Origin of the sequence: Psychrobacter sp. 5A.1 (genome assembly GCF_030407455.1) — a bacterium.
Taxonomy (GTDB): domain Bacteria; phylum Pseudomonadota; class Gammaproteobacteria; order Pseudomonadales; family Moraxellaceae; genus Psychrobacter.
The window spans coordinates 25102-49861 of the sequence record NZ_JASDDJ010000002.1 but is presented as its reverse complement, the minus strand read 5'-3'; the positions used below and the strand labels follow the sequence as shown (position 1 = coordinate 49861).

At 43.8% G+C, this 24760-nt stretch carries 22 protein-coding genes; 17 read left to right on the top strand and 5 right to left on the bottom strand.

Going from position 1 to position 24760, the window contains the following annotated elements; translation table 11 throughout:
• Positions 1–10: 10 nt before the first annotated feature.
• Positions 11–1132 carry a hypothetical protein gene (locus QL982_RS00670; RefSeq protein WP_290161973.1) on the top strand — a complete coding sequence of 374 codons (1122 nt, stop codon included), beginning with the start codon at positions 11–13 and terminating at the stop codon, positions 1130–1132.
• Positions 1133–1393: 261 nt separating this feature from the next.
• On the opposite strand, the gene gltS is transcribed toward QL982_RS00670, so the two are convergent.
• The 4 genes from gltS to QL982_RS00650 all read right to left on the bottom strand — a co-directional run bounded on the left by gltS (position 1394) and on the right by QL982_RS00650 (position 5362).
• Positions 1394–2668 (bottom strand): sodium/glutamate symporter, encoded by a 1275-nt coding sequence (gene gltS / locus QL982_RS00665; RefSeq protein ID WP_290161971.1) that lies wholly within the window; start codon positions 2666–2668, stop codon positions 1394–1396.
• A 90-nt stretch (positions 2669–2758) separates the two neighbouring features.
• Positions 2759–3115: a barstar family protein gene (locus QL982_RS00660; RefSeq protein WP_290161969.1), complete on the bottom strand. Its 357-nt coding sequence runs from the start codon at positions 3113–3115 to the stop codon at positions 2759–2761.
• A gap of 1 nt (position 3116) precedes the next feature.
• Positions 3117–3896, bottom strand: a complete 780-nt coding sequence (locus QL982_RS00655) for a ribonuclease domain-containing protein (RefSeq protein ID WP_290161966.1) — start codon at positions 3894–3896, stop codon at positions 3117–3119.
• 164 nt (positions 3897–4060) lie between these two features.
• Complete coding sequence (locus QL982_RS00650; protein ID WP_290161964.1) at positions 4061–5362, bottom strand: glutamate-5-semialdehyde dehydrogenase; 1302 nt, start codon at positions 5360–5362, stop codon at positions 4061–4063.
• Between the two features lie 432 nt (positions 5363–5794).
• Between QL982_RS00650 and QL982_RS00645 the strand changes: the two genes are divergently transcribed.
• The 10 genes from QL982_RS00645 to QL982_RS00600 all read left to right on the top strand — a co-directional run bounded on the left by QL982_RS00645 (position 5795) and on the right by QL982_RS00600 (position 17294).
• Positions 5795–6109 (top strand): hypothetical protein, encoded by a 315-nt coding sequence (locus QL982_RS00645; RefSeq protein ID WP_290161962.1) that lies wholly within the window; start codon positions 5795–5797, stop codon positions 6107–6109.
• Between the two features lie 373 nt (positions 6110–6482).
• A complete protein-coding gene (locus QL982_RS00640) occupies positions 6483–7280 on the top strand; it encodes an ATP-binding cassette domain-containing protein (protein WP_290190116.1) in 798 nt (265 codons plus the stop codon).
• Positions 7281–7592: 312 nt separating this feature from the next.
• Positions 7593–8393: a transporter substrate-binding domain-containing protein gene (locus QL982_RS00635; protein WP_290161958.1), complete on the top strand. Its 801-nt coding sequence runs from the start codon at positions 7593–7595 to the stop codon at positions 8391–8393.
• 120 nt (positions 8394–8513) lie between these two features.
• Positions 8514–9419: a transporter substrate-binding domain-containing protein gene (locus QL982_RS00630; protein ID WP_290161956.1), complete on the top strand. Its 906-nt coding sequence runs from the start codon at positions 8514–8516 to the stop codon at positions 9417–9419.
• Between the two features lie 102 nt (positions 9420–9521).
• Positions 9522–10424: an ABC transporter substrate-binding protein gene (locus QL982_RS00625; protein ID WP_290161998.1), complete on the top strand. Its 903-nt coding sequence runs from the start codon at positions 9522–9524 to the stop codon at positions 10422–10424.
• Between the two features lie 409 nt (positions 10425–10833).
• On the top strand, positions 10834–11568 hold the full coding sequence (locus QL982_RS00620) for an ABC transporter permease (RefSeq protein WP_290161954.1): 735 nt from the start codon (positions 10834–10836) through the stop codon (positions 11566–11568).
• Positions 11569–11580: 12 nt separating this feature from the next.
• Positions 11581–12306: an ABC transporter permease gene (locus tag QL982_RS00615; protein ID WP_290161952.1), complete on the top strand. Its 726-nt coding sequence runs from the start codon at positions 11581–11583 to the stop codon at positions 12304–12306.
• Positions 12307–12393: 87 nt separating this feature from the next.
• Positions 12394–13110, top strand: coding sequence for a fumarylacetoacetate hydrolase family protein (locus tag QL982_RS00610; RefSeq protein WP_290190115.1), 717 nt, complete (start codon positions 12394–12396; stop codon positions 13108–13110).
• Between the two features lie 224 nt (positions 13111–13334).
• Positions 13335–15557, top strand: a complete 2223-nt coding sequence (locus QL982_RS00605; protein ID WP_290190114.1) for a PhoX family phosphatase — start codon at positions 13335–13337, stop codon at positions 15555–15557.
• Between the two features lie 246 nt (positions 15558–15803).
• Positions 15804–17294, top strand: a complete 1491-nt coding sequence (locus QL982_RS00600) for a hypothetical protein (protein WP_290161946.1) — start codon at positions 15804–15806, stop codon at positions 17292–17294.
• A gap of 84 nt (positions 17295–17378) precedes the next feature.
• Here QL982_RS00600 and QL982_RS00595 read toward each other — a convergent pair whose 3' ends face one another.
• Positions 17379–18359, bottom strand: coding sequence for an Hsp33 family molecular chaperone HslO (locus tag QL982_RS00595; RefSeq protein ID WP_290161945.1), 981 nt, complete (start codon positions 18357–18359; stop codon positions 17379–17381).
• A 376-nt stretch (positions 18360–18735) separates the two neighbouring features.
• Between QL982_RS00595 and QL982_RS00590 the strand changes: the two genes are divergently transcribed.
• The 6 genes from QL982_RS00590 (at position 18736) to QL982_RS00565 (ending at position 24524) form a co-directional block, all read left to right on the top strand.
• Positions 18736–19710, top strand: coding sequence for a glutamate/aspartate ABC transporter substrate-binding protein (locus QL982_RS00590; protein WP_201578924.1), 975 nt, complete (start codon positions 18736–18738; stop codon positions 19708–19710).
• Between the two features lie 97 nt (positions 19711–19807).
• Entirely contained in the window at positions 19808–20554 is a 747-nt protein-coding gene (locus QL982_RS00585) for an amino acid ABC transporter permease (protein ID WP_057758328.1), read from the top strand.
• The gene (locus tag QL982_RS00580; RefSeq protein WP_101205580.1) at positions 20551–21219 is read left to right on the top strand and encodes an ABC transporter permease subunit; all 669 of its coding nucleotides are present in this window, start codon (positions 20551–20553) and stop codon (positions 21217–21219) included. The genes QL982_RS00585 and QL982_RS00580 overlap by 4 nt, the downstream gene beginning before the upstream one ends.
• 186 nt (positions 21220–21405) lie before the next feature.
• On the top strand, positions 21406–22137 hold the full coding sequence (locus QL982_RS00575; protein WP_057762314.1) for an amino acid ABC transporter ATP-binding protein: 732 nt from the start codon (positions 21406–21408) through the stop codon (positions 22135–22137).
• A 404-nt stretch (positions 22138–22541) separates the two neighbouring features.
• Positions 22542–23150 carry a DJ-1/PfpI family protein gene (locus QL982_RS00570; protein ID WP_290161941.1) on the top strand — a complete coding sequence of 203 codons (609 nt, stop codon included), beginning with the start codon at positions 22542–22544 and terminating at the stop codon, positions 23148–23150.
• Positions 23151–23249: 99 nt separating this feature from the next.
• Positions 23250–24524: an FAD-dependent oxidoreductase gene (locus tag QL982_RS00565; protein WP_290161939.1), complete on the top strand. Its 1275-nt coding sequence runs from the start codon at positions 23250–23252 to the stop codon at positions 24522–24524.
• The last annotated feature ends 236 nt before the right edge of the window (positions 24525–24760 follow it).

Here is a 24760-nt window from a genome sequence, read left to right as displayed (position 1 = left end):
AATAATAAAAATGACAGAACATGATATTGAAAAATTACTCGAGCAGTTAGAGCAGCATCCTGACGATGATAAGTTATTAGCGATAATTGCGCTTCATTATATCGAAAATCCAGAGGGCAACAAAGATTTAGAATATCTAGAAAAAGCTTATCAAACGAACCCTTCGATAGAAAACACTCATAACTTAGCTTTTTGGCTAGATCATGAGTATGGGGAAGAAGAGAGAAGTATTCAGTTGCAGGAGCAGGCTATTTTTCTACAGCCACATTCTTATTATCCGTATGCGAGCTATGCTCAGATGCTGACTTTTAGTACAAATTGTTTAAAAGACAACTTTACTAGTAAATCGGTCGAATGTTACCGAAAGATTATTTCATATAACCAATTAGCACTCGATAAATTATCTAATATAGCAGTTAATCATAAATACAGACATGTCCATAAATACTTCTACTTTTACAATAATATGGCTTGTGCCTATGTCATGTTAGATAATTATGAGCAAGCTTGTGAGTATTTTGCCAAGAGCATGAATTTGATGAAAGACTTACTCATTAGTGATGTTGAAATTTTGCCTATACTGGTATTAGAAGAGAATATCTATTATGTTTTACTAAATCAAATTCGCTTGCATATTTTATTAGGTGATAGAGCTAATGCATTAGTACTACTGACTGAGGCTAAGCAGAGCTCATCCTATTGTGAATTAGAAATTGCAGAGCTATATGCTAGGTTAGGTGATTATCAGACTGCTTATGAGATCAGTATAAATGAGAATGTTGATGAGTCGTGGGAGTGGATATTCTATGCAATATACCAAGCTAATCAGGAAAATTGGATTGATAGGCTAACCACAAACTATCAAGATAAATTAAGCTTGTTAGCAGTATACAATTTGGAAGTAAAGCGGTTGAAGCTAGATGGTACTAAGTCATTAGATGATGAGCTAAATAACATAAAGCAGCAGGAAATAAAAATTAGCAAGTTAGCTAGAATGATGAGTTCAAACATCTATCCTAAACCTAAAGAAAATATTAAAAGTACTTTTCGTAGCATGTACTGCGGTTGCTTGCTTTTTGGCTGTTGGATACATGGATGTTTAGTAGATGACAGCAATAAGTGGTATGAATAGTAGTAAATTTAAATCTAGGACAATTATCAAAATAGTGTGAAAGCTCAGATTTACATCAATGATGACAATATCGTTGGTTATATAAAAACACCTTATGTAGTTTCTCTATAAGATGATAAGTAGAAGGCATCCTACCAAAACCTCTTAATGATTGCTATGGGCTTATCGTATTAGCCTTTATTGAAAAAACCGCTTAGCGTTTGCTAGGCGGTTTTTTGTGTTTTCTAGGTTGATCAATTTTTAATCTGTGACAGTACCAGCCTACATAAATGGCAACTTCGTAAATATCTGCAATACCGTCGCATTAACGATATCGACAAAGAAAGCACCAACCATCGGTACAATCAAAAATGCTTTAGGCGAGGGCAGATAGCGATCCGTGACGGCCTGCATATTGGCAATCGCAGTTGGCGTTGCACCCATACCAAAACCGCAATGACCTGCTGATAGCACCGCAGCATCATAATTTTTGCCCATCACTTTAAAGGTGACGAAGTAAACGTATAGAATCATCACAAACGTCTGTACTAGCAATATAACGAGTACAGGGCCTGCCAAATCTGTTAATTCCCATAGCTTTAATGACAGCAACGCCATAGCTAAAAATAGGCTTAATGATGCATTACCAATCACATCAATGGCACGATCAAACATATCAAAGTTAAAAATCATCGTTAATGAGTTACGAAGAATCACACCACCTGCCAGTGCCCATACAAAGGTAGGTAGCTCAAATGAAGTACCTTCAGCAACGATAGTCATCAAATCAGCAAATGCCAATGCACCAGCAAATAGTGCTAAAGTTTCGATGGTCGATGATGCGGTAATCAAGCGAATATTATCGGGCTTTTCAAACATCTCCTGATTATCGCCAGCTTCTTTTTCACTGTGTTTGGTACTGTATAACGACTGTGCACCTGCCACTTTTTCAACATCACTTGGGTTTGCATTGGCTGGTTCGGGTTTTAAGCCAAGTTTATTAATCAATCTGCGCGCAACAGGCCCACCAACGATACCACCTGCTACCAAGCCATAGGTAGCCACAGCAATGCCGAGGGTAGTTGCACCAACCACACCATACTCTTGCTCTAATACAGCGCCCCATGCGCCTGCCGTACCGTGACCGCCTGTAAGTGCGATAGAGCCTGTGACGAGTCCGAGCAATGGATCCAGCCCTAAAGCGCTTGCCATTGTCACGCCAACTACGTCTTGCAGTACGATAAACACTGACACCACAATGGTGAAAATCAGTAACGGTGTACCACCTGCTTTCAATCGACCAAAATCAGCACTCAGACCAATAGAGGCAAAGAACATCAGCATGGTCGCTGTTTGTAACCCTTGATGAAAATTAAAACTGTAGCCCCAAATAAAGTTAAGAGCATACACAATGACCGCAGCAATCAAACCACCTGCTACTGGTTCTGGAATATTAAAATCTTCTAAAAACTTGACTTTTTTGACCAAAAATCGTCCAAGCAATAGAACCAAGGTGGCAAAAATTAGGGTGTAATAGCCATTTAAAGTAATTTCCATAGGTTAATCCTTTCTATAAAACTAAATTAACCTGAATTTGGGATAAATATGGCTTTATCCCGAATTCAGGCTTGTTTGATGATTTATCGGCTAGGCGTCATCCGTAGAAGGCATGATCACCCACAATTGCGGCTTGCCAAAATCGTTGTAGGCATCTTCTATGATGCTTTTGAAGACATTAAAATCTTCCGTGTCTATTTTTTTCACCGACGTCAGATCTAACATCAGGTGTGTCACGTCGCTATCTGTTAAGCAATCCCACGCACTATCCCAATTGTGTGAAAAATAACTGGGAAAATCACAGGCATTGGCTAAATTTGTTAATAACGTGTTTTTATTTAGTACTTCGTCCGCCGCTATGGTAACAGCCTGTGTTGGGATGCTAGCACTTAGTGCTGTAGCGTTTTGGTTACTATTCTTGTCAATATAATGTATGGCTTGGCTCATATTATTTTACGTCCAGTCTGCGAAAGCTATCATAGTGGTCAACGGTTAAATAATAGACAGTTGGTGGATTGCCACCCGTGACGATACGCCTTGCGCCGCGATGTGATATGCCAGGGGTCGGCACCGTATATTCACGGTAGTAGCCTTTTGACTGAGTTGGTAGCTGCCCTTCGCGATTATAAAATGTCGTGCCGTCTTTATGAGGATAAGGAAAAGGCCCGCCTTGTTGAATAAGCGTGATGGTATGGTCTATCTGTGCATCGCCTGTGACACTGGCATTGGTTGCTAGGTTTGAGTTGTCAGAGGATGATTGAGATATCGTTGTAGGTTCTGTGTTACCAGCAAAGAAAGTAGACTGTAGGTCATCAAAGAAATAAAACGCGACTGCGATAATAGCGATGAGACTAAATAGCGTAGACAGCGGGCTTTTTTTATTTTGATGCTGGTTTCTAGTATTACGACCAGTATTTTTTCGGCTAGCATTGTCATTATTAGGGTTGGTCTGCCTAAAATTATTCTGATTAGCATTGTACGACGTGCTTTTAGCAGTATCTGTATTTCCACTTTCTTGAATGCTGAGCGAAACAGGGGTTACTTCGGTTGCTCTCAACTGGTTTTTGTCATTACGTTCGCTATTGAAATGGACTCTTTGGCCAACGGTTATCGGCTGTGGTATTCGCGCTTTGCTAATATGAAAAAATACGTCTTCACTTTGATTATCCACATCAATAAAGCCATAGCCTTTATCTGAATTCCAATGTTTGATTTCACCACTCTGCATGAGCCTATTTTCCTATCGCATGTTTGTGTTAGGGTGCAAAATTACGATTGCGCCGCCTATATAACCTATTCATCGCTAATAAAAAAACGCCAGCAATCGAGCTGACGTTTTTTGTGAATTATACTTTAAGTGAGCAGATAGGTGCTAGGCCTAGAAACTAGGCGTTAAGCGCGGGTCTCACCGTGGCCATACACGATCCATTTTTGTGAGGTTAGACCTTCTAGGCCAACAGGACCACGAGCGTGAATCTTGTCCGTTGAGATACCAATCTCGGCACCCAATCCATATTCAAAACCATCAGCAAAACGGCTAGAGGCGTTAATCATGACGCTGGCAGAATCTACTTCGCGGATGAAGCGTTGCGACTTGGTATAGTTATCCGTAATGATGACATCAGTATGATGACTGCCATGCGTATTGATATGTTCGATGGCTTCGTCAATCCCTGCCACGACTTTTACCGCTAGGATAGGGGCAAGATATTCGGTATCCCAGTCTTCTGCAGTGGCTGCTGATAGATGACCTTTAAGCGCAGCATTGTCATTCAGGATGGCTTGTGACTGGTCATCGAGACGCAATTGCATGGCCTCGTCAGCAGCGATGATAGCTTCAGCAATTTTTGGCAGTAGCTCATTGGCCACGGACTCATCAACCAATAGCGTCTCCATGGTATTACACGTACCGTAGCGATGCGTTTTTGCATTGACGCTGACTTTGACAGCGATATCAGCATCCGCGTCACTATCAATAAAGGTGTGACAGTTGCCGTCTAAATGCTTAATCACAGGCACACGGGCATCACGGCTGATACGCTCAATCAGGCCTTTGCCGCCACGTGGTACGATAACATCGACATAGTCCGTCATGGTGATGAGCTCACCGACAGCGGCACGATCAGTGGTTTGTAGTACTTGCACGCTATGTCCAGATAGATTGACCTTTTCTAGACCTTCTAAGATACATTTGGCAATCGCTTGGTTGGATTCAAAAGCTTCAGAGCCGCCACGTAGAATAATGGAATTTCCTGATTTTAACGCCAGTGAAGCCGCTTCTAACGTCACGTTAGGACGCGACTCATAAATCATACCGACCACGCCGAGAGGTACACGCATTTTACCTAAATGAATCCCTGATGGCTGATAGGTCATGTCAGTGACTTCACCGATAGGATCTGGTAATGATGCCACGTCTTTTAGACCTTGTAGCATGCCATCAAAGCGCGCATCATTTAGCTCTAGACGATCAAGCAATGCGGCATCCAAATCGTTGTTTCGACCGTTGTCCATATCGATTTTATTGGCTGCTAAAATATCTGGCTTGGCGGCTTTTAATACATCATGAATGGCCATGAGAGCGGCGTTCTTATCACCAGTATTGGCAGCAGCAAGGGCACGAGAGGCTGCGCGTGCTTGCTTGCCGACAGATTGCATATATGCGGTAATGTCTGTGGTATTCGATTGACTCATAAATTATTTTCCTTATAACTATAAATGTTTTAAACAGATAAAAGCGCCCAAAAAGGCGAAAATTTGGCAAAAAATGACATTTGAATGCTTATCCAGCATTATGCTATTTAACATAGAGCAGATGAGGTTGATAGTAAAGTTGATTTTGTGAACAGCGCCCGTTTTATAAAGCGTTTATGAGTACTGTCTCGATGTCCTTCTTGCTTTACCCACATGCATTTCTAATATGGCTACTGTTAAAGGTTGGTTAAAAATCAGATATATCGTTACATGGTTTTAACAGAATTGCGTTGTAAGTACTAAGGTAGCGACGATCGATCGTCAGTATAGTAAGTGCTAAGACTAGAATTTTTAAGAATATCCATACAGTGCTATCAATCAGATGATTTTTATTGATGGCTAAGCATTAACTATAACGAGCGGAGCATTATTATGGCTACTACAAATGATACTATCGAAAAAAACGGAATGGCTAAAAGCTGGTTAACAATAGGGCTAGTGGCAGCTGCATTGACGTTGAGTGCCTGTGGTAAAAAAGACGAAGCCCCTATGGAAGCTGAGCCAGCGGCTGATGCACAGACAGCAGTAGAGGAAGATGCGGCTAGCGTAGGGAATGACGATATCGCTGTTGCGAGTGCTGATGATGGCATGGCAGTGGGCGATAATGACGATGTAGCGGTAGCGACTGCAGATGATACAGAGATGTTAGACGGTACTGAAAGTGAAGAGCATATTTCGACAAACTGATTTTTAACGTACTAAGTTTTGACATGCTAAGCAGCTATCACTTATCCACATTAGGTATTCAAAGTGGATAAACAGATAAAACAACGCCTAGTACGTGAAAGTGATAAAATAAGGCTCAGCACTGCAAATGCAGTCTGAGCTTTTTTATATCAGCTATTCAGTGGTTCATAAATACTGAGTGGCAGATTGCTTAAACAACAGGATTTGCCTTTTTACTGTGTAATAAGAGACAATGTGTCACTTTATTCTTTTTGTATAATGATTTATAAGCGTATCTCGACCTTGCTATGGTTGATTTTTATACGCTATACCGCGCTTTTTTATTTATTTTCACTCGTGTTTTCACTCATATTTATTGGAAGTCTGCTGAACCATGCTTGATACTGTAAAAACCCCGACTCGGCCTATCGCCCTAGACTTACAAGACATCCATAAAAGCTATGGCTCATTGGCAGTGCTAAAAGGGGTGTCTCTTACCGCATATGATGGTGACGTCATCTCTATTTTGGGCTCATCTGGCTCAGGCAAATCGACGTTACTGCGTTGTGTTAATTTGCTTGAAAACCCAAATAAAGGTCGTATCCTGATCGGCAACGAAGAGCTGATGCTAAAGCCTAATAAGTCAGGTGAGCTGCAAGCAGTAGACGTCAAGCAGTTAGAAAGTTTACGCGCGCGCGTTGGGTTTGTTTTTCAGAATTTTAACCTATGGCCGCATAAGACGATTCTACAAAATATCATCGAAGGGCCAACGCAAGTGTTGAAGATCAAAAAAGACCAAGCGATTAGCGATGCAGAAAAACTGCTCGATAAAGTCGGTCTGCTTGATAAAAAAGACGCCTATCCAGCAAACTTGTCTGGTGGTCAGCGTCAGCGTGTGGCCATCGCTCGTGCGCTTGCTATGCAGCCGCAAGTTCTCTTGTTTGACGAACCAACCTCAGCGCTAGATCCTGAACTGGTCAACGAAGTGCTCGCTGTTATGCGAGAGCTGGCAGAAGAGGGGCGTACGATGCTTATCGTCACGCATGAGATGCGCTTTGCCCGTGAAGTATCAAGCAAAGTCGTATTTTTGCATCAAGGGGTGATTGAAGAGATTGGCACCCCTGAACAAGTCTTTGACAATCCAACCTCTGAGCGTGTTAAAGACTTTATGGCGTCACATCGCCCTGCCTAGCTGTCCTTCCAGCACCAGTGGTGGCAATGCTCTTGTCACCATATGCCTTATCAAACAAAAAATCACTGTAACGTAACCATTGTTGACTGCTTATTACCCAATGATAACTTTGAGTAAGCAAAACGTTTGTTTTTGATATTTTACTCAGGTATTATCAAAAGGTTCATAGGCCGTCACTCCTAGTGGTCGCTTGTATATTCTGCTATCTATATTGCTTGTCTGGCAAGGACGTCAGAGAACAAAGTATCAGAATCCTAAGTCAGAAAATCCTGTCAAAAACGTATGTAAAACCCATCAGAATTTAAGGAACGTATGATGTCGAATTCTCGCCTACTATGGTCATCGATGACCGTCACTGCTGCATTGATGCTGAGTGCTTGTAGCCAACCTGCCGATGACACTACCGATACCAACGCTGATACCCCTGCAGCAGAAACCACTGGCAAAACCATTCGTATTGCCACCGAAGGCGCTTACCCTCCATTTAACTATACCAATGCTGATGGTAGCTTGGCAGGTTTTGATATCGATGTTGCCAATGCTTTGTGTGACCAAATGCAAGCCAAATGTGAAATCGTCGCTCAAGATTGGGACGGTATTATCCCAGGTCTACTGGCACAAAAATATGATGCAGTCGTCGCAGGGATGTCTGTCACAGCTGAGCGTCAAGACAAAGTTGACTTCAGCGAGCCGTACTTTGCCAACACGATGGTATGGTTGACCAACAGCGAAGGTGACTTTGATCCTACCACGATTAAAAACGCGACGCTTGGTGGACAGCGTTCTACCACGCCTGGTGCTTATTTACAGGATAATTACGAAGGCAAAGAAGGCAACACCGTTCAGTTGTATGACAACTATGACAATGCCTACTTAGACCTGAAGTCTGGTCGTAGTGATGCCGTATTGGCTGAAAAAGTCTCTGCTAAATCATGGCTAGCAGACAATACAGCAGGCTTCGGTATCGTTGGTGATGAGATTGATAACGATGACAATATTGCCATTGCAGTACGTAAAGGTGACTCACTCAAAGCCGATTTTGATAAAGCATTGAGCGAAATCCGTAGTAACGGTGAGCTTGCCCGTCTTGAGCAAATGAACTTTGGTCAATAGCAGCTTACGGAAGAGGCATGTTTAAAACGAGGGATGTTTAAAACGACTGATAATTATAATCATAAATCAGTAAGTGGTGATGGATGCTACAGCTGGTAAATATATTAAGGAATAATACTTATGACAATTTCAATGACATCATCAATGAGCAAAAAAGCATTGTGGCTAGCACCGCTTAGCGCAGCAGTGCTCATGCTGGCAGGTTGTAACAATAGCTCAGCACCAGCGGAAAATTCTGACGCTGATAGTGCTAATGAAACGCCTTTAAACATAAAGATTGCGACAGAATCAAGCTATAAGCCTTTTAGCTATACTGATGCAGACGGCAAATTGATTGGCTACGAAATCGAACTGGTTGACGCACTATGCGCACAAATGAAAGCTGAATGTGAAGTCATCTCTCAAGATTGGGATGGTTTGATTCCAGGATTAAATGCACAGAAATTTGATGCTGCCATCGCAGGTATGTCTATCACGCCTGAACGTAAAGAAGTGGTTGATTTTAGTGACCCTTACTTTCATAGTGGTATTATCTTGATTGGTAAAAAAGGCGATGATTTGAAAGTCGAATCGCTAACTGGTCAACCAGTTGCTTCACAGCGTTCAACTGTCGCATCGCAATACCTACAAGACGAACATTCAGATGCTAATATCAAGCTATATGATACGCAAGACAATGCTTATCTAGACCTGACCTCAGGTCGCGTGCGCGGTATGATGTCTGACAAAGTGACTGGTAGCGACTGGCTAAAAACGGAAGCGGGCAAAGACTACGAAGTCAAAGGTCAAGAAATCAGCACCGATGATGACGCAATGGGTATCGCGTTCCGTAAAGGCGATCCACTCGCGGCGAAATTCAATGCTGCCTTAGCTGAGCTAAAAACCAACGGCACTTACGATCAAATCACTGGCAGTTATTTTGGTACTAGCACAACCGCTGCGGCACAAAAAGCAGTGGCTGTTGAAGGTGTCGAAGATGCAGTGGTCGTTGATGAAGAAGCACCAGCTGAAGCGGCTACGAACTAATACGACGTCTAGCGGATTGACTGTCGTGTATTGAAGATATATTGTTTACTCAAATAAAATTCAAGGATGATCATGAGCAACCATTGTGCTCCCACTCGCGCCATGACTGGCAAATTTGTTGTTAACACTATCGCGGCCAGTCGCCTGTCTATGCCACTGCTCGCACTGGCGACGCTCTTTAGCGTTGCTGGCTGTAGCAACAGTCAAGAGGGCACGGCTGATGCCAATCCATCGGCTACCGAAGCCACGGCGGCATCTCCAAGTGAGGTATTACGTATCGCTACTGAAGGGGCGTATGCACCCTTTAACTATACCAATCCAGATGGCACGCTTGGCGGTTTTGATGTAGATATTGCCAATGCACTCTGTGCTGATATGCAAGTAACTTGTGAGATTATGGCACAAGATTGGGACGGCATCATTCCTGGCTTAAAAGCGGGTAAGTATGATGCGATTGTGGCCGCGATGTCAGTCACGCCAGAGCGTTCGCAGCAGGTCAGCTTTACGGATCCATACTTTAGCAATGCCTTGGTTTTTTTGGCCAAAACAGACAGCAGTTTTGATCCGAGTAACAGCAGCGATATCGATTCCCAATCGATAGCTGCACAGCGTTCTACCATCTCGTCACAGTGGTTAGAAGACACGTATCCAAAAGCTGATATGAAGCTCTATGATACATTGAGCAACGCATTTTTGGATCTCGGCTCAAACCGTGTTGATGCGATGATCTCTGATAAGCTGCCTGCAATAGAATGGCTCAGCTCACCTGCTGGTAGTAAGTATGCGCTAAAAGGTGACTCGATCGATATTAATGATAATTTTGCCATAGCCGTGCGCCCAAGCGATCCGCTACAAGCAAGGATTAATCAATCTTTAGCCAATTTAAAGACGAATGGTACTTACGACAAAATCAGTCAAAAGTATTTTTCTGTACCTGCCTCGGCGACGAGCACAGACAGTGTAGAAACAACTGACCAACCAGTGCTAGAAACCGCTAGTCAGTAGCTGATAGCCGTCAAAAATTACTGTATTGATAGCAAGAAGGACATCGCCATCATGGTGATGTCCTTTTTATTGAGCGATGAGATTACATCGTTAAAATCGTTATTAGCCTACGATTTTGGTTAAATATAGTCGATTTATTTGAGATATCTAACGGCAAGTACCTATTTAAGCAGGGCTTTTACACGTCAGGATTAACATCACAGCGAGTGAATATGATAAAATCGGCACTCATTTCTACTGTGTCAATTATCGCAGCGATAATCGTATTTTTCTGACGTCATTTTTCGACACCAATCATTTGTATTGATTTGGTATAAAATACGGTATTTAGCTGCGTTCAGCTATTGATGCTGATTCTTTTAACTCATATTTTGCAAATTGCTAATATAAAGAGACTGAGTGGATAATCGTGTTTGACTTACAAGGATTTGGCGCGCTTTTATTAAGCGGCGCTACCGTCACCATACAGCTTGCTGTGACCAGTTTAATTATTGGTCTGGCCTTTGGCTTGCTCGGCGCAACCGCAAAGATGTCCAATGTCTGGTTGCTGCGTAAACTTGCGACTGTCTATACTGCGACGATGCGCGGTATTCCTGAGCTGCTATTGGTGCTCTTTATTTATTATGGCGGCTCTATATTATTGATGAGCATCCTCAAAAAATTCGGCTATAACAACTATGTTGAAATTAGCGCTTTTTGGGGTGGGGTCATGGCGCTGTCTATTGCTTTTGGTGCGTATGCGACTGAGATTTTTCGCATGTCCATTCAAGAGATTCCAATAGGGCAGCGAGAAGCCGCACAAGCAATTGGTCTGCGTCCTTTTCAGACTTTTTATCGCATTACCTTGCCGCAAGTATGGCAGATTGCCTTACCTGGTCTGGGTAATTTGTTTTTGGTATTGCTCAAAGATACCGCACTGGTGTCGGTCGTGGGTCTCAAAGATATCATGTATCAGTCTTCGCGCGCAGCACAATCCACACAGCAGCCGTTTACCTTTTATATGGCAGCAGCGATTATTTATTTGGGTCTGACCATGTTGATTACTGGCTTTATGATGTGGCTTGAATGGCGAGCCAATCCAGCGGCACGCTATTCTAAAAAGCTGCGCCGTCAGTCAACTCACCGTCAATCGACCATAGGATAGAGGAGAGATACTATGGATTGGAATTGGCAGGTCATCTTTGACCATATCCCTGATTTACTAGGCGGTGCGGTATTGACCGTACAGCTGGTCGTGTTTTCATGTGTGATTGGACTGTTGCTTGGTTTGATTTTAGCGCTGCTACGGCTGTCTAAGAATTGGATGGTACAAGTAATACCGTTTCTGTATATTTTCTTTTTTCGCGGTACGCCACTGCTGGTACAGATATTTCTGATTTATTACGGTTTGGGTCAGTTTGAGGCCGTACGTGATTCGTTTTTATGGGAGCCAGTACTCAGTCAAGCGTACTGGTGTGCCATCATCGCCTTTACCCTTAATACCAGTGCTTATTTAGCGGAGATCATCCGCGGTGCGATTCAGACGATTCCCATCGGAGAGCTTGAGGCCGCTGACGCGCTTGGTATGTCAAAATGGCAGAAGCTAACACGGGTTACTCTGCCGCGAGCATTTGGTATTGTGGTTCCAGCTTATAGCAACGAAGTTATCTTTATGCTAAAGGGCAGTGCGTTAGCTTCGACCATCGCATTGATGGATATCACGGGCGTTGCACGTACGATTAGCGCGCGCACTTATACCTTGATGGAGCTATTCTTTGCAGCTGGTATCGTCTATCTATTGCTGTCGTGGGTTATCTTGTTTAGCTTTAGAATGTTTGAAAAGCACATGAACCGCCACGCCAGTTATGTACCACCAGATGTAGTGACCAACACGATTTCGTAGTTAATAGTTAATAGTCGTCAAAGTCATTGTAGACAATATAGTATGGACTGCTGATAAACGCGCCATTATTTACAGGGAGAGTCTAGTATGAGCCAATCGCCACATGAGTCGTTAGCGACAGCCATCGCTGCTGGTGTTAGTGCTGAGCAGAGCGTGACCAATCATCATAAAAGCCTGCGTGCTGCTATTGGTAAGGTCGTTTGTGTGGGTCGCAACTATGCGGCACATGCTGCAGAGTTGGGTAATGACGTGCCAACAACGCCGATACTGTTTATGAAGCCTGCGTCTTCAGTGGTCTCTATCCGTAGTGATGTGGTTCGTCCAAACCTAGACCTATTCGGTGACACTCACTACGAGGCCGAGCTGTGTATTCAGCTATCCGCTGATTTGTCTATGGCGACGATTGAGCAAGCCAAGCAAGCGATTGGTGGCGTGACATTAGGGCTGGATTTAACCTTGCGCGATTTGCAAAGTAAGCTCAAAGAAAAAGGCCATCCGTGGGAACGCGCCAAGTGTTTTGATGGGGCGTGTGTGCTGGCGGACTGGCTTGATCCACAGGCTTTTGGGGATTTTAGTCAAGTAAACTATCAACTCACCATCAATGATGAGCTGAAACAAGATGGTGATAGTGCTTTGATGTTGTTTGCAGTTTACGAGCTACTTGCAGAGATTAGCCATGTTTTTAGCTTGCAAGCAGGCGATGTGATTATGACTGGCACGCCAAGCGGTGTCGGTGTGTTGAAAGCAGGCGATCAGCTTAAGCTAAAACTGGGTGCTCATGAGTGGGTATCACAAGTACAATAAGCGTGTTAAACCCATTTAAAACATCAAATGAATATCAAAAATCCCAAGTAAACGCTTGGGATTTTTTGGTTTTTGAAGTCTGTCATTAGACTGTCATCTGGCTTTCAACATACTGTCATAAAGCTTCAGTAGACTTAAGCGGAATTCGTATTTTGATGGTAGTCATGCTAAGGCTGCCATCAACTTTTTTATGCTAATCCAGCTTAACAGCAAGGTGACTGATAATGACATTATTAAATAACAACAAAGAACTTGCCCACGAAGTCGTTGAGGATTCCAACCCAACCAACAATATTGATTTTCAAACCATTATCAGTCGTCGTTTAAACCGCCGTAGTATTCTAAAAGGTGGCACAGGATTGACGGCGGCAGCGTTTTTTGGGGCGTTACCTTTGGTTGGCTGTAGTGATGACGATGATGATAGCAGTCCTGTCACAAATAATGGCAACGATGCCGCTATTCCTGCACAGGGTGATTTAACACGCCCCGAAACGTTGAAGTTTACAGCGGTGTCTCATTCAACTGCCGACACGATGACGGTGGCAGCAGGTTATAAAGCAGAGATGATATTGCCTCTTGGAACGCCGCTGATTTCTGGTATCGATGACTGGAAAGACAATCGTGAGCAATCAGCCGAGTCGTTTGAATGGCGCATGGGTGACAACCACGATGGTATGTGGTTCTTTGGCAAAAAAGGCGGGGCATATGATGCCAAAGCGTCAGAAAATGGCTTGCTGGTGATGAATCATGAATATGTCAATAGTAACGAGCTTAGCCCGTTTGGCTATCATGTGATTAAAGATAACAATGCCGCGCCAATCTTTCAAAATCGTCGCCTCGCTAGCGATGTGCGCCGAGAAGTCAATTGCCACGGGGTCGCTGTGGTCGAGATGAAACGCCGCGCAGATGGTATGGGCTATGAGATGGTGGCAGATTCAAAATACAATCGCCGTATTACCAGCAGCACGACCGCGCAATTGGCGGGCCCTGTGGCAGGCTCAGATCTGGTCAAAACCAAATTTGATCCAACAGGTTTTCAGACTCGTGGCATCAATAACAACTGCGGCGCAGGCCTGTCACCGTGGGGTACGTATCTGACCACAGAAGAGAATTTCTTAGGTGTATTTGCACGCGGACAAGACGCCAGCCAATTGAGCACAAGTGATAATTATGCTCGCGACCGCTACGGTGCGACGGAGGATTTCCCAGGTTGGAAGTATCTGTGGCATACACCAGAAGCCAAAGATGCCAAGATTGCAGACGAATTTTCCCGCTGGGATATGACCGCCGTTGGTACTAGTGCCGCTGACGATTATCGCAATGGTTTTAACACCTTTGGTTATATCACAGAGATTGACCCATTTGACCAAAATACCATGCCACAGAAGCGCACAGCGATGGGTCGATTTGCTCATGAAAACTGTGCCTATGCGCCTGTTGAGCAAGGCAAGCCAGTGGTCTTTTATATGGGTGATGATGCCCGAGGCGAGTATATCTATAAGTTTGTCTCCAAAGCCAATTGGTCAAATAATGATATCGGTGGCGGACTGAAAGCGGGTGATAAGTATTTGAATGATGGCACACTATATGTTGCCATATTCAATGAAGATGGTAGTGGGGAATGGAAAGCATTGACTCATGGTCAAAATGGATTGACTGCCTCTAATAGCGTATTGCCTTTTAATGGCCAAGATGAGGTCTTGGTATTTCCCCGTGCGGCTGCTGATGCGGTCGGTGCAACCAAGATGGATCGACCAGAGTGGGTCTCGGTCAGTCCTATGACGGGTGAAGTATATGTAACTTTGACCAATAATAAATATCGCGGCGTACGTGATGATCAGCCACTTTCGGCTGCCAATCCGCGCAGTTATGATAATAGGGGCAAAGCGCGCGGCAATGACAATGGTCATATTATTCGTTGGGCTGAAGCAGGTGGCGATCACGCGGCAATGAGTTTTGAGTGGGATATTTACCTGTTTGGTGCACCGAATGACTTGTCAGCAGAAAACTTATCTCAGCTAAATGACAACAATGACTTTTCTTCACCCGATGGCCTATATTTTGATCCACGTGGCGTCTTATGGATTCAGACGGATGATGGGGCTTACACCGATACCAGTAGCTGTATGTTGCTAGCGGCTTTACCTGGAAAAGTCAGTGATGGATCGCTTGCTACCACGTCAGCAGGGCAGCAAACTCGTGTTGGTACGCCTGCAAACAACGACAATATCAAACGCTTCTTTGTCGGCCCTGAAGGATGCGAAGTCACGGGTATTACCATGGCGCCAGATTTTAAGACGCTATTTATCAACATTCAGCATCCAGGTAATACATGGGGCGCGGTCGAAGGTGGTAGTATCCCTCGCTCCGCAACTGTCATGATAACCAAAGAAGATGGTGATGTGATATTGGCAGAGTCATTTGATGCGACAGGTAGCACGACATAGACAATGTCATATCAATCTGACACGCCCTAACCAAAACGTGTACACATAAAAAATCTCAAGCCATGGCTTGAGATTTTTTTATTTTAGAGGCTGTTGATATAATGGGACACATACCGTTCATCACCTATCACGCTCTTTTGGTCATCAACACACACCAAAATCAAATGATTTTCTTCTATTTGCTCGATTTAAAGGCTAGTATAGAAAACTAATTTTTTCGCTGAATGTGCCAACACGATGAACGCTATGAGCAATATTATAGACAATAAAAATTTGTTTCATAACAACCGTGTGCGCGAGGGTGGTACGAGTAGTGATGACAATATCCGACAGGAGCTTGCAGCACATTTTGTATCAGACAGTAGCGAGCCTCTACACAGTGATTTGTACGAACAGATAGACCAACTCGAAGCCATTGATATGGATGAGCTGGTTAAGCTACTAGCAGATGATGGCGACGAAACCACCGCCACATCGGTTTCGTTGCCGGACTTTTTTGAAGGGCTTGCGCAGCTGGCAACGGTTGGTGTGGTAGAGGTGACTGATATTGTAGAAGCCATTCACCGCGAAGTGATTTTGCGTCCTTTGGGGCGTTTTAATAAAAACCATCTAAGCAATTGGCCACGCGGCATCACTGGTCGCATTTATGGCACGATACGCCGCATCATGCTGATGGTGGGTAATAATTTGGCCGCTGTGCTCCGAACTTATAAGCATTTTTCCACGCAAAAGTCAGTGCAGCCATTGCCTGACTCATTAAAAAAGCTGGTCAATGTATTAAATGGCGTCATGGGCGATCACTTGGTCAATGACCGAAATCCACTTGCCATTCCAATGAGGCTATACACTAAAGATGGCAGTCCCCCAAAGACAATATTGTCAGGTCGCGTCGCTATTTTGTGCCATGGTCTATGCATGAGTCATCTAAGCTGGCAAGCCCAAGAAGACAGTAATTTAGGGGAAGCCATCCAACTCAGCCAGCCAGATACGACTATTTTGTACTTAGATTATAATACGGGGCGACGTATTTCACGTAGTGGTCGAAAATTCTCTCAATTGCTGCAAGTGTTGGTCGATGACAACCCAAATATCAGTCAGATCGATTTGGTCGGTCATAGTATGGGCGGCTTAGTTTCTCGCAGTGCGCTTTTTTATGGTGAACAAGACCACTTAGATTGGGTGAAGCGAGTCGGTAATCTCATCACGCTAGGTTCGCCACATCATGGGGCAGTGCTCGAGCGTATTGGCAATCATGTGCAGGAAATCATTGCCAAACTACCGTTTGCAAGCTCGCTTGCCAAGCTGGGTGATATGCGTAGTGCTGGCATTATTGATCTGCGTCATGGCAGTATTCGTGATGCGGATTGGAAAGCATTAGAAGGTCGCAGTGTGCTGCCACAAGATTTTCGCCATCCTACTGGTTTGCCAAGCGGTATCAAAACGTACTTTGCTGCCAGTACTTTAGTCGAGACGCATTATGACTCTAAGATGACAGACTTATTAGGTGATGGCCTCGTATCGGTCGCCTCTGCGCTCGGTGAGGATGACATGGAGCATGCTTTGTTTGTGCCAGATGGGCGCAAAGCGGTGTTTTATGGTGTGAGCCATATGAGCTTAATCCATAGTAAAAGGGTGCAGGAGCAAGTGGTTGCATGGTTATTGGATAATGGTCAGCGTGACTATACGGGTGAAGATCGGATATATTCTTATCCTAGGAGTTTAGAGATAGCGGTGTAGTGATTCAAAGATAAAAACAAAAACCCCCAAGCATCACGCTTGAGGGTTTATTTATAAACACTGATTTATAGTAAGTAAGAAAAGTTACTCAGCAAATATCGCTGCGACATCATTTTTATTGAATTTGTAGACCTCACCGCAGAATCCGCAATCCATCTCAAACGTACCGCCTTGCTCTTCGACGATATCTAAGGCTTCGGCCTCGCCAATTTGCTCGATTGCCATCTCACATTTCTCGCGCGAGCAAGTGCAACCAAATGACAGAGGAGCAGGCTCAGGTGCCACGATATTTTCTTCATGATACAAGCGATAGAGTATTTCGTTAGCATCCAGTGTCGTTAGCTCTTCTGCTTTTACCGTACGTGTCAATACAGACAAGCGCGTCCATAAATCATCGTCGATACCCGCATCTTGGTTTTGCTCAACTTCAGACGTTTCTTCAGCCGTACGCGGTAGCATTTGTACCAAGATACCACCGGCTTGCAGGCCATCAGATGCCAAGTTAATTAACGTTGGAATCTGTGCCGATTGCTTTTGGTAATGTGCTAAGCAGTCTGCTAGATTGTCGTGGCTACGCTCAACGATACCTTGGTATGGCTCACCACCATCAGGCTGAATATTGATAAACAATACGCCTTGTCCCATCGCACCAAGTTCAGCAAACGCTTCTTTGGCATGGGTCATATTGTCCCACGCTTGTACTTGCTCATCCGTCTCGCCTTTCCAGCTAGCAAGTGCACGAATGATACCGTCTTGATCGCATTCTGCCATCGCCCAGTTTAATAAGCTGTCACTGTCTGATGACTGCAACTGAATAGACAGGCGACCGTTGATTTTTACCGTACTGATTAGCAAACTCGCTGCCGTCAGCATTTCACCCAATAAGCGTTTGATGGCTTCAGGGTAGGGCTTTTGTGCAATCGTGCTCGCGTAGCTGCGTGATAGGCGTACCACATCACCGCGCACAGGCGAGTCTTCAACAAAGAAACGTTGGCGAATGTCGTTGCTGCCATGGTTGCCAGTAGCTTGGCTGTCCGTATTTGGGACTTGGATATCTTGAGTCATAAGTCATTTGTAGTATAGAGAAGTTGTTTGCTTTATGGGGATTACTGCCGATTTATCAATCTCACTTAGTAGACTGTTTTGATGATTATGAGCAGCAAGGGTTAATAACGAGCTTAAAAAACCAAGCAGCTGTTTTTACAAAGCTCTGAGTAGATAGCCGCTATAAGCCAGCATTTTATAGTTAGGATATAAATATATTCATAAATACGTACTCTCTCAAAAAAAAATCACCCTCTACTGCAAATTTGTTGTACAGTAACATTAAGTTGCATTGTGATAAACAACAGCAACAACCGTACGGATGCGGGGCAGTCGGGTCAATCAGACCTATGTCGTCCAAGCACTCACTCAATCTTGCGATAAAAGGATGTATTTCATGACATACTCATTTTCCAAACCGTTGACTTTAGCTGCTGTTATGGCATTAGGCTTAGCGGGATGTAACAACAGTAGCCAAACCAGCACTGATGCGCCAGCAGATGATGCAACGACGACCGAAGCCACGACCAACGGTACGCTACAGAAAATCAAAGACTCTGGCACTATCGTTGTCGGTCACCGTGATTCCTCTATTCCTTTCTCTTATATCGCTGATGATCCTAACCAACCGATTGGCTATGCTCACGACTTGGAAATGAAAGTGGTTGAAGCCGTTAAGCAAAAGCTAAATATGCCAGACCTTAACGTTCGCTATAACCTAATCACTTCGCAGACTCGTATCCCATTGGTACAAAACGGCACGGTAGATTTTGAGTGTGGCTCAACCACCAATAACGAAGAACGTCAAAAGCAAGTCGCATTCTCTAATGGCTTCTTTGAAATTGGCACGCGTCTATTGACCAAAAAAGACTCTGGTATTCAAGATTTTGAAGACCTAAAAGGTAAAACTCTGGTAACGACAGCAGGCACGACTTCGGAGCGTTATATCCGTCAGTACAACGATGATAATAAAATGGATACCAATATCATCTCAGCAAAAGATCATGGCGAAGGCTTCCTAATGCTAGAAAATGGTCGAGCTGATGCCTTTATGATGGATGATGTGCTGCTTGCTGGCGAAAAAGCCAAGGCAAAAAATCCTGATGAATGGGTAATCGTCGGTACGCCGCAATCGTTTGAAATCTATGGTTGTATGATGCGCAAAGATGATCCTGAATTCAAAGCTGTGGTCGATGAAGCCCTTGCCAATGTGTTTAGCTCAGGCGAAATCAATAGCATTTATGACAAGTGGTTCTTGAACCCAATCCCACCAAAGAACGTCAATCTAAACTTTGAGATGTCAGACAACTTAAAGGCCTTGATTGCCAATCCGCATGACAGCGCTCAGCCTAAAGAAGCAGCAGCGCAGTAACGCTCATTGTCCCTCAACATAGTTTGCCTATACGTTCAGATAGCCAGTAATTTTATTTGACGTATAGGCTTATCAATCGTTGCTCGGAGAGACAACCATGAATTATAGCTGGAACTGGGGTGTGCTCTTTGAGCAGACTGGTATTGGCAACGAGCTCTATATCCATTGGATGATCACTGGTCTTGGCTGGCTGCTATTGATTGGCAGTATCGCATGGGCCATTGCGATGGTCGTGGGTACCATCTTCGGTATCATGCGCACCTTGCCCAACAAGACCGCTCGTGCAATCGGTACGGCTTATGTGACATTTTTTCGTAATATTCCACTGCTTGTTCAACTGTTCTTTTGGTTTTATATCGCCCCTGGTTGGCTCACGCCGACGATACAAGAATGGTGGTATAAGGACTTGTCTCCGAATACCTCAGCCATGTTATCAGCCAGTATTGGTTTGGGCTTATTTACTGCTGCTCGTATCGTGGAACAGGTACGGACGGGTATTGAGTCATTACCAGATGGACAGATTAATGCGGCCTATGCATTAGGGTTTAGCATTCCACAGGTCTATAAAGAAGTACTGCTACCGCAGGCATTTCGTATTATCTTGCCACCGCTCAGCTCTGAGCTGACTAACTGCTTTAAAAACGCTTCTGTGGCCTCGCTAGTGGGGGTAATGGAGCTGATTAGCCAAACCAAAACCATCAGCGAATATACTCAAAATAGTATCGAGATATATACTTACGCGACGATTATTTATTTGGTTTTCAATTTATCCTTGATCGCTATTATGGGATTGATTGAACGTAAATTGCGTGTGCCTGGGCTTATTGCGGGAGGTCAGAAATGAATATGACCGAATTGGCAACAGCCTATCCTGGTTTGATGGGTGGCATGCTTACCACTTTAAAAGTGCTGTTTTTGGCTATTTTGGGCGGTATTAGTTTAGGAACTGTACTGGCATTGATGCGTTTGTCAGGTATTAAAGCGCTTGAGATTCCAGCCAAACTATACGTCAATTACTTCCGCTCTGTGCCACTGCTATTGGTATTACTGTGGTTCTACTTTGCCGTACCGATGATTTATCTTTGGGTAGCGGGTAAGTACCTGCAACTCGATGCTGCGTTTGCCTCTTGTGTGGTCGCATTTATGATGTTTGAGGCGGCTTACTTCTCAGAAGTGGTACGTGCTGGTATTCAATCGATTGGTAGCGGGCAGGTCAATGCGGCAAAAGCGCTCGGTATGACTTATGGGCAGACCATGCGTCTGGTCATCTTGCCACAAGCCTTTCGTAAGATGCTGCCACTGATTTTGCAGCAATGTATTATTTTATTCCAAGATACGACACTGGTATTTGCCATTGGTTTGACCGACTTTTTCCGCGCAGCCTACGTTCGCGGTGAGCTAATGGGCTTACTCACGCCGTATATCTTAGGTGCTGGTGCTGTCTATTTTGTGATTAGCTTAAGTGCTTCTATTGGCGTGCAACAATTACAGAAGCGTTTGCGGTTTTAATATAGCGTATTTTGTTAGACCTATCGCTTGCGCTTTTGAGTGTTAAGAGCTTAAGTATTTGATTTACCTTTTTTAAATAATGTTTATCGAAAATAATGTGGTTAGGAGCCAGTGATGAGCAATGCTGATACGTACTTAAATGCCTTTGGCGGGCTGGTTACCAATAGTGGTCATGCTAGTGATGAGATGGTCATCGAGATATCTAATGTCAGCAAATGGTATGGAGACTTTCAAGTACTGACTGACTGTACGGCGCATGTACATAAAGGTGATGTCGTCGTCGTTTGTGGTCCATCGGGTAGTGGTAAGTCGACATTGATTAAGACAGTTAATGGACTTGAGCCTTTTCAGAAAGGTGACATCATGGTCAATGGTATCTCTGTCGGCGACCCAAAGACTAATCTACCTAAGTTACGTAGCCGTGTTGGTATGGTATTTCAGCATTTTGAGTTGTTTCCCCATTTGACTATTATTGATAATTTGACCGTGGCACAAATCAAAGTGTTGGGCCGTAAAGAGTCTGAGGCCAAACAAAAAGCGATGGCGTATCTAGACCGTGTTGGTCTGACAGTACAAGCGGCGAAATATCCAGCGGAGCTCTCTGGTGGTCAGCAGCAGCGTGTTGCGATTGCACGAGCGTTGGCAATGGATCCCGTCGCAATGCTGTTTGATGAGCCAACCTCCGCGCTTGATCCTGAGATGATTCAAGAGGTGCTAGATGTGATGGTCGAGCTGACTCGTGATGGTATGACTATGATGTGCGTGACACATGAGATGGGCTTTGCCAGTCAGGTAGCCAATCGTATTATCTTTATGGATGAAGGACATATCGTAGAAAACTGTAGTAAGGATGAGTTTTTTGAAGGGGCAAAAAGTGACCGTGCGCAGATGTTCTTGTCGAAGATTTTAAATCATTAAAGATACTTTAATTTACGATTGTTTATAGCAGTATTTCTAAGATAAAGACATGTTCTAAAGCTTATTTTTCTTTCTACTGCTAATGATTATATAAAGCGCCCTATTAAAGACAGTTAAACGCTATCTTTAATAGGGCGCTTTGTATTGAGCCTTTTTTTGTATAGCTATTTGAAAAACGACTTGGAGCCTATGATGTTTACATACAAGGAGTTTAAATAAGATAGCTTCGAGACTATAAAACCGCTGAAAATAGAGCGGGAGTAGTCGTAGGATTAGAGAGGTTGCAAACGGCAAAGGCAGATGCCATGGCTAAGCTCATTAGTTAGAACAAACGACAAAGATAATGATTATGATATGAAAGGTTTGAATATTACTTAACGCTATCAACTTAATTAGGATTGAATATGACGATAAAACGAACCGTCGGCATACTACTGTTCAATGAAGTAGAAGTATTAGATTTTGCAGGACCTTTTGAGGTGTTTTCGTTGGCTGAAAATGCTGCCAGTTCTAGTGATGATAAGCATTTTAAGGTTATCACTATTGCCGAGAACCAAGCAACGATATCCGCTAGGAATGGTCTGCAAGTCATTCCTGACTATAGTTTTGCCAATCATCCAGACATTGATGTATTAATCGTCCCCGGTGGATACGGTGCTGAAAAAACAGAAATATATAATAAGGTAGTAATTGATTGGATTATCACTCAAGCAATTTTGGCAGAGCTGACGCTTTCAGTGTGTACAGGAGCGTTGCTGTTGGCTAAGGCAGGTTTGCTAACTGGTAAGTCAGCAACCACGCACTGGATGGATTTGGATAATTTAGCATCCTATCCTGATATCGATGTAATCTCGCATACGCGTTTTGTAGATGCCAGTGATGATACTGGTAATATCATCACATCAGCGGGGATAAGTGCAGGCATCCATGCAAGTCTATACTGTATAGAAAAATTAATAGATAGTGAAACCATGCGTGCAACAGCACATCGCATGGAGTTCGATATTGACTAAGTGAATTGCTAGATAGGTGAGTGAATGGCTGTTTACTGATACAATAGCGGTCAATATTTTTGATAATTAAAATAATTCATAAACCATATTGGAGTTTGTATGAGCGTAGAAAACCTATCTGTAGCATCAAGCACAGCAGCAAAAAAAGGTGTGATTATTATTGGTGCAGGACTGGCAGGCTGGCATGTCATTGATGCCATTCGTGCCAAAGACACAGAGATTCCAATCACATTAATCACGGCTGATAGTGGCGACCGTTATCACAAGCCGATGTTGACAATGGCAATCAGCCAAAACAAACGCGCATCAGATTTGGTACGGGCATCGGGTAGCGAAGCGGCGAACACAGCAGAAGTGACGTTGCTAGCTAATACACAAGTGACAGATATTGATCCAGTGAGTCAAACTGTACAGGTGCGCTCTACTGCGCAGTCAGATGACGCACTGACGACTATCGGCTATGAGAAAATGGTAATAGCGATGGGCGCGCATCCTATCTTCCCTAAAAGTCTGCCGCAAGATTTGGTCTGGCATGTTAATCACATCGAGCGTTTTAGTCAGCTACAAGAAAAGCTAGCAGCAGGTAGTCAGCATGTTGCGATCGTTGGTGCTGGTATGGTGGGTACAGAAATCGCAGAAGACCTACTTAAAGCTGGTCATAAAGTAACGCTCATTGATTTAAACGATGCACCGCTTTCGCAGATGCTACCAGCCAAAGCGACCGCACGTATCGCCAAAGCGATCGAGTCGCAGGGCATTCAATTCTTAGGTGGTTATCAAGTATCAGCTGTCGCTCGTGTTAATGACGATGACAATAACAACGACAGCAACGACAGCAACGACAGCAACGATGGCAAGAAACTACGAGTAGACTATGCCACATTATCATCGGATGCAGACAATACTGATACTCAGCCGCTCGAGCCATTGATTGTAGATCATGTGATTGCCAGTACAGGTCTGACAGTCGATAAGAAATTACCTGCGGCAGCTGGTGTGGAGTTCGATCGCCGCACGGGTATTGTGGTGGATGCAGCGACGTTACGTACCAATGCAGCGAATATCTATGCCATCGGCGACTGTATGTCTATCAACGGGGTTGCTTGTCGTTATGTTGCGCCATTGCGCGCGCAGGCTGCGACTATCGCTGATGATATCTTAGGTCATGAGCATAGTGGCTATGATCATAAGCCGCCGATGATTCGCCTAAAAAATAAAGCCATCTCTGTGATGGTGACGGGTGTACCGCAAGCAGCAGGTAATTGGCAAGTGAAGACTGAAAGTGATGATGAGCTAATCATGAATTTGCTCGATGATAATGAAGTTGTTAGCGCAACAGTAACGATTAAAGCGCCTGCAGTTCCTAAAGCATAACGATTGCGATACCGTTTTTTGAAAAACTAATGAAAGCACATCATTTATAAGTAACGTCCTTTATTAGATTCCTTTCAAGACAATTCAGTCAAAAGACAGTATTGATGATTGAGCCAGCCCATTCCTTATGATGTGGCTGGCTTTTTTGTGTCAAATATTTGCCATGATTCTATGTTACCTTTTACTAAGTAGAAAGGCAGACAGTCTAATTAAATGATACATAGTGTATTGATATT

Excerpts from the sequence above, each read along its gene's own strand:
- QL982_RS00670 (WP_290161973.1), top strand. The coding sequence starts at position 11 with ATGACAGAACATGATATTGAAAAATTACTCGAGCAGTTAGAGCAGCAT.
- gltS (WP_290161971.1), bottom strand. The coding sequence starts at position 2,668 with ATGGAAATTACTTTAAATGGCTATTACACCCTAATTTTTGCCACCTTG.
- QL982_RS00660 (WP_290161969.1), bottom strand. The coding sequence starts at position 3,115 with ATGAGCCAAGCCATACATTATATTGACAAGAATAGTAACCAAAACGCT.
- QL982_RS00655 (WP_290161966.1), bottom strand. The coding sequence starts at position 3,896 with ATGCAGAGTGGTGAAATCAAACATTGGAATTCAGATAAAGGCTATGGC.
- QL982_RS00650 (WP_290161964.1), bottom strand. The coding sequence starts at position 5,362 with ATGAGTCAATCGAATACCACAGACATTACCGCATATATGCAATCTGTC.
- QL982_RS00645 (WP_290161962.1), top strand. The coding sequence starts at position 5,795 with ATGGCTACTACAAATGATACTATCGAAAAAAACGGAATGGCTAAAAGC.
- QL982_RS00640 (WP_290190116.1), top strand. The coding sequence starts at position 6,483 with ATGCTTGATACTGTAAAAACCCCGACTCGGCCTATCGCCCTAGACTTA.
- QL982_RS00635 (WP_290161958.1), top strand. The coding sequence starts at position 7,593 with ATGATGTCGAATTCTCGCCTACTATGGTCATCGATGACCGTCACTGCT.
- QL982_RS00630 (WP_290161956.1), top strand. The coding sequence starts at position 8,514 with ATGACAATTTCAATGACATCATCAATGAGCAAAAAAGCATTGTGGCTA.
- QL982_RS00625 (WP_290161998.1), top strand. The coding sequence starts at position 9,522 with ATGACTGGCAAATTTGTTGTTAACACTATCGCGGCCAGTCGCCTGTCT.
- QL982_RS00615 (WP_290161952.1), top strand. The coding sequence starts at position 11,581 with ATGGATTGGAATTGGCAGGTCATCTTTGACCATATCCCTGATTTACTA.
- QL982_RS00610 (WP_290190115.1), top strand. The coding sequence starts at position 12,394 with ATGAGCCAATCGCCACATGAGTCGTTAGCGACAGCCATCGCTGCTGGT.
- QL982_RS00605 (WP_290190114.1), top strand. The coding sequence starts at position 13,335 with ATGACATTATTAAATAACAACAAAGAACTTGCCCACGAAGTCGTTGAG.
- QL982_RS00600 (WP_290161946.1), top strand. The coding sequence starts at position 15,804 with ATGAGCAATATTATAGACAATAAAAATTTGTTTCATAACAACCGTGTG.
- QL982_RS00595 (WP_290161945.1), bottom strand. The coding sequence starts at position 18,359 with ATGACTCAAGATATCCAAGTCCCAAATACGGACAGCCAAGCTACTGGC.
- QL982_RS00590 (WP_201578924.1), top strand. The coding sequence starts at position 18,736 with ATGACATACTCATTTTCCAAACCGTTGACTTTAGCTGCTGTTATGGCA.
- QL982_RS00585 (WP_057758328.1), top strand. The coding sequence starts at position 19,808 with ATGAATTATAGCTGGAACTGGGGTGTGCTCTTTGAGCAGACTGGTATT.
- QL982_RS00580 (WP_101205580.1), top strand. The coding sequence starts at position 20,551 with ATGAATATGACCGAATTGGCAACAGCCTATCCTGGTTTGATGGGTGGC.
- QL982_RS00575 (WP_057762314.1), top strand. The coding sequence starts at position 21,406 with ATGGTCATCGAGATATCTAATGTCAGCAAATGGTATGGAGACTTTCAA.
- QL982_RS00570 (WP_290161941.1), top strand. The coding sequence starts at position 22,542 with ATGACGATAAAACGAACCGTCGGCATACTACTGTTCAATGAAGTAGAA.
- QL982_RS00565 (WP_290161939.1), top strand. The coding sequence starts at position 23,250 with ATGAGCGTAGAAAACCTATCTGTAGCATCAAGCACAGCAGCAAAAAAA.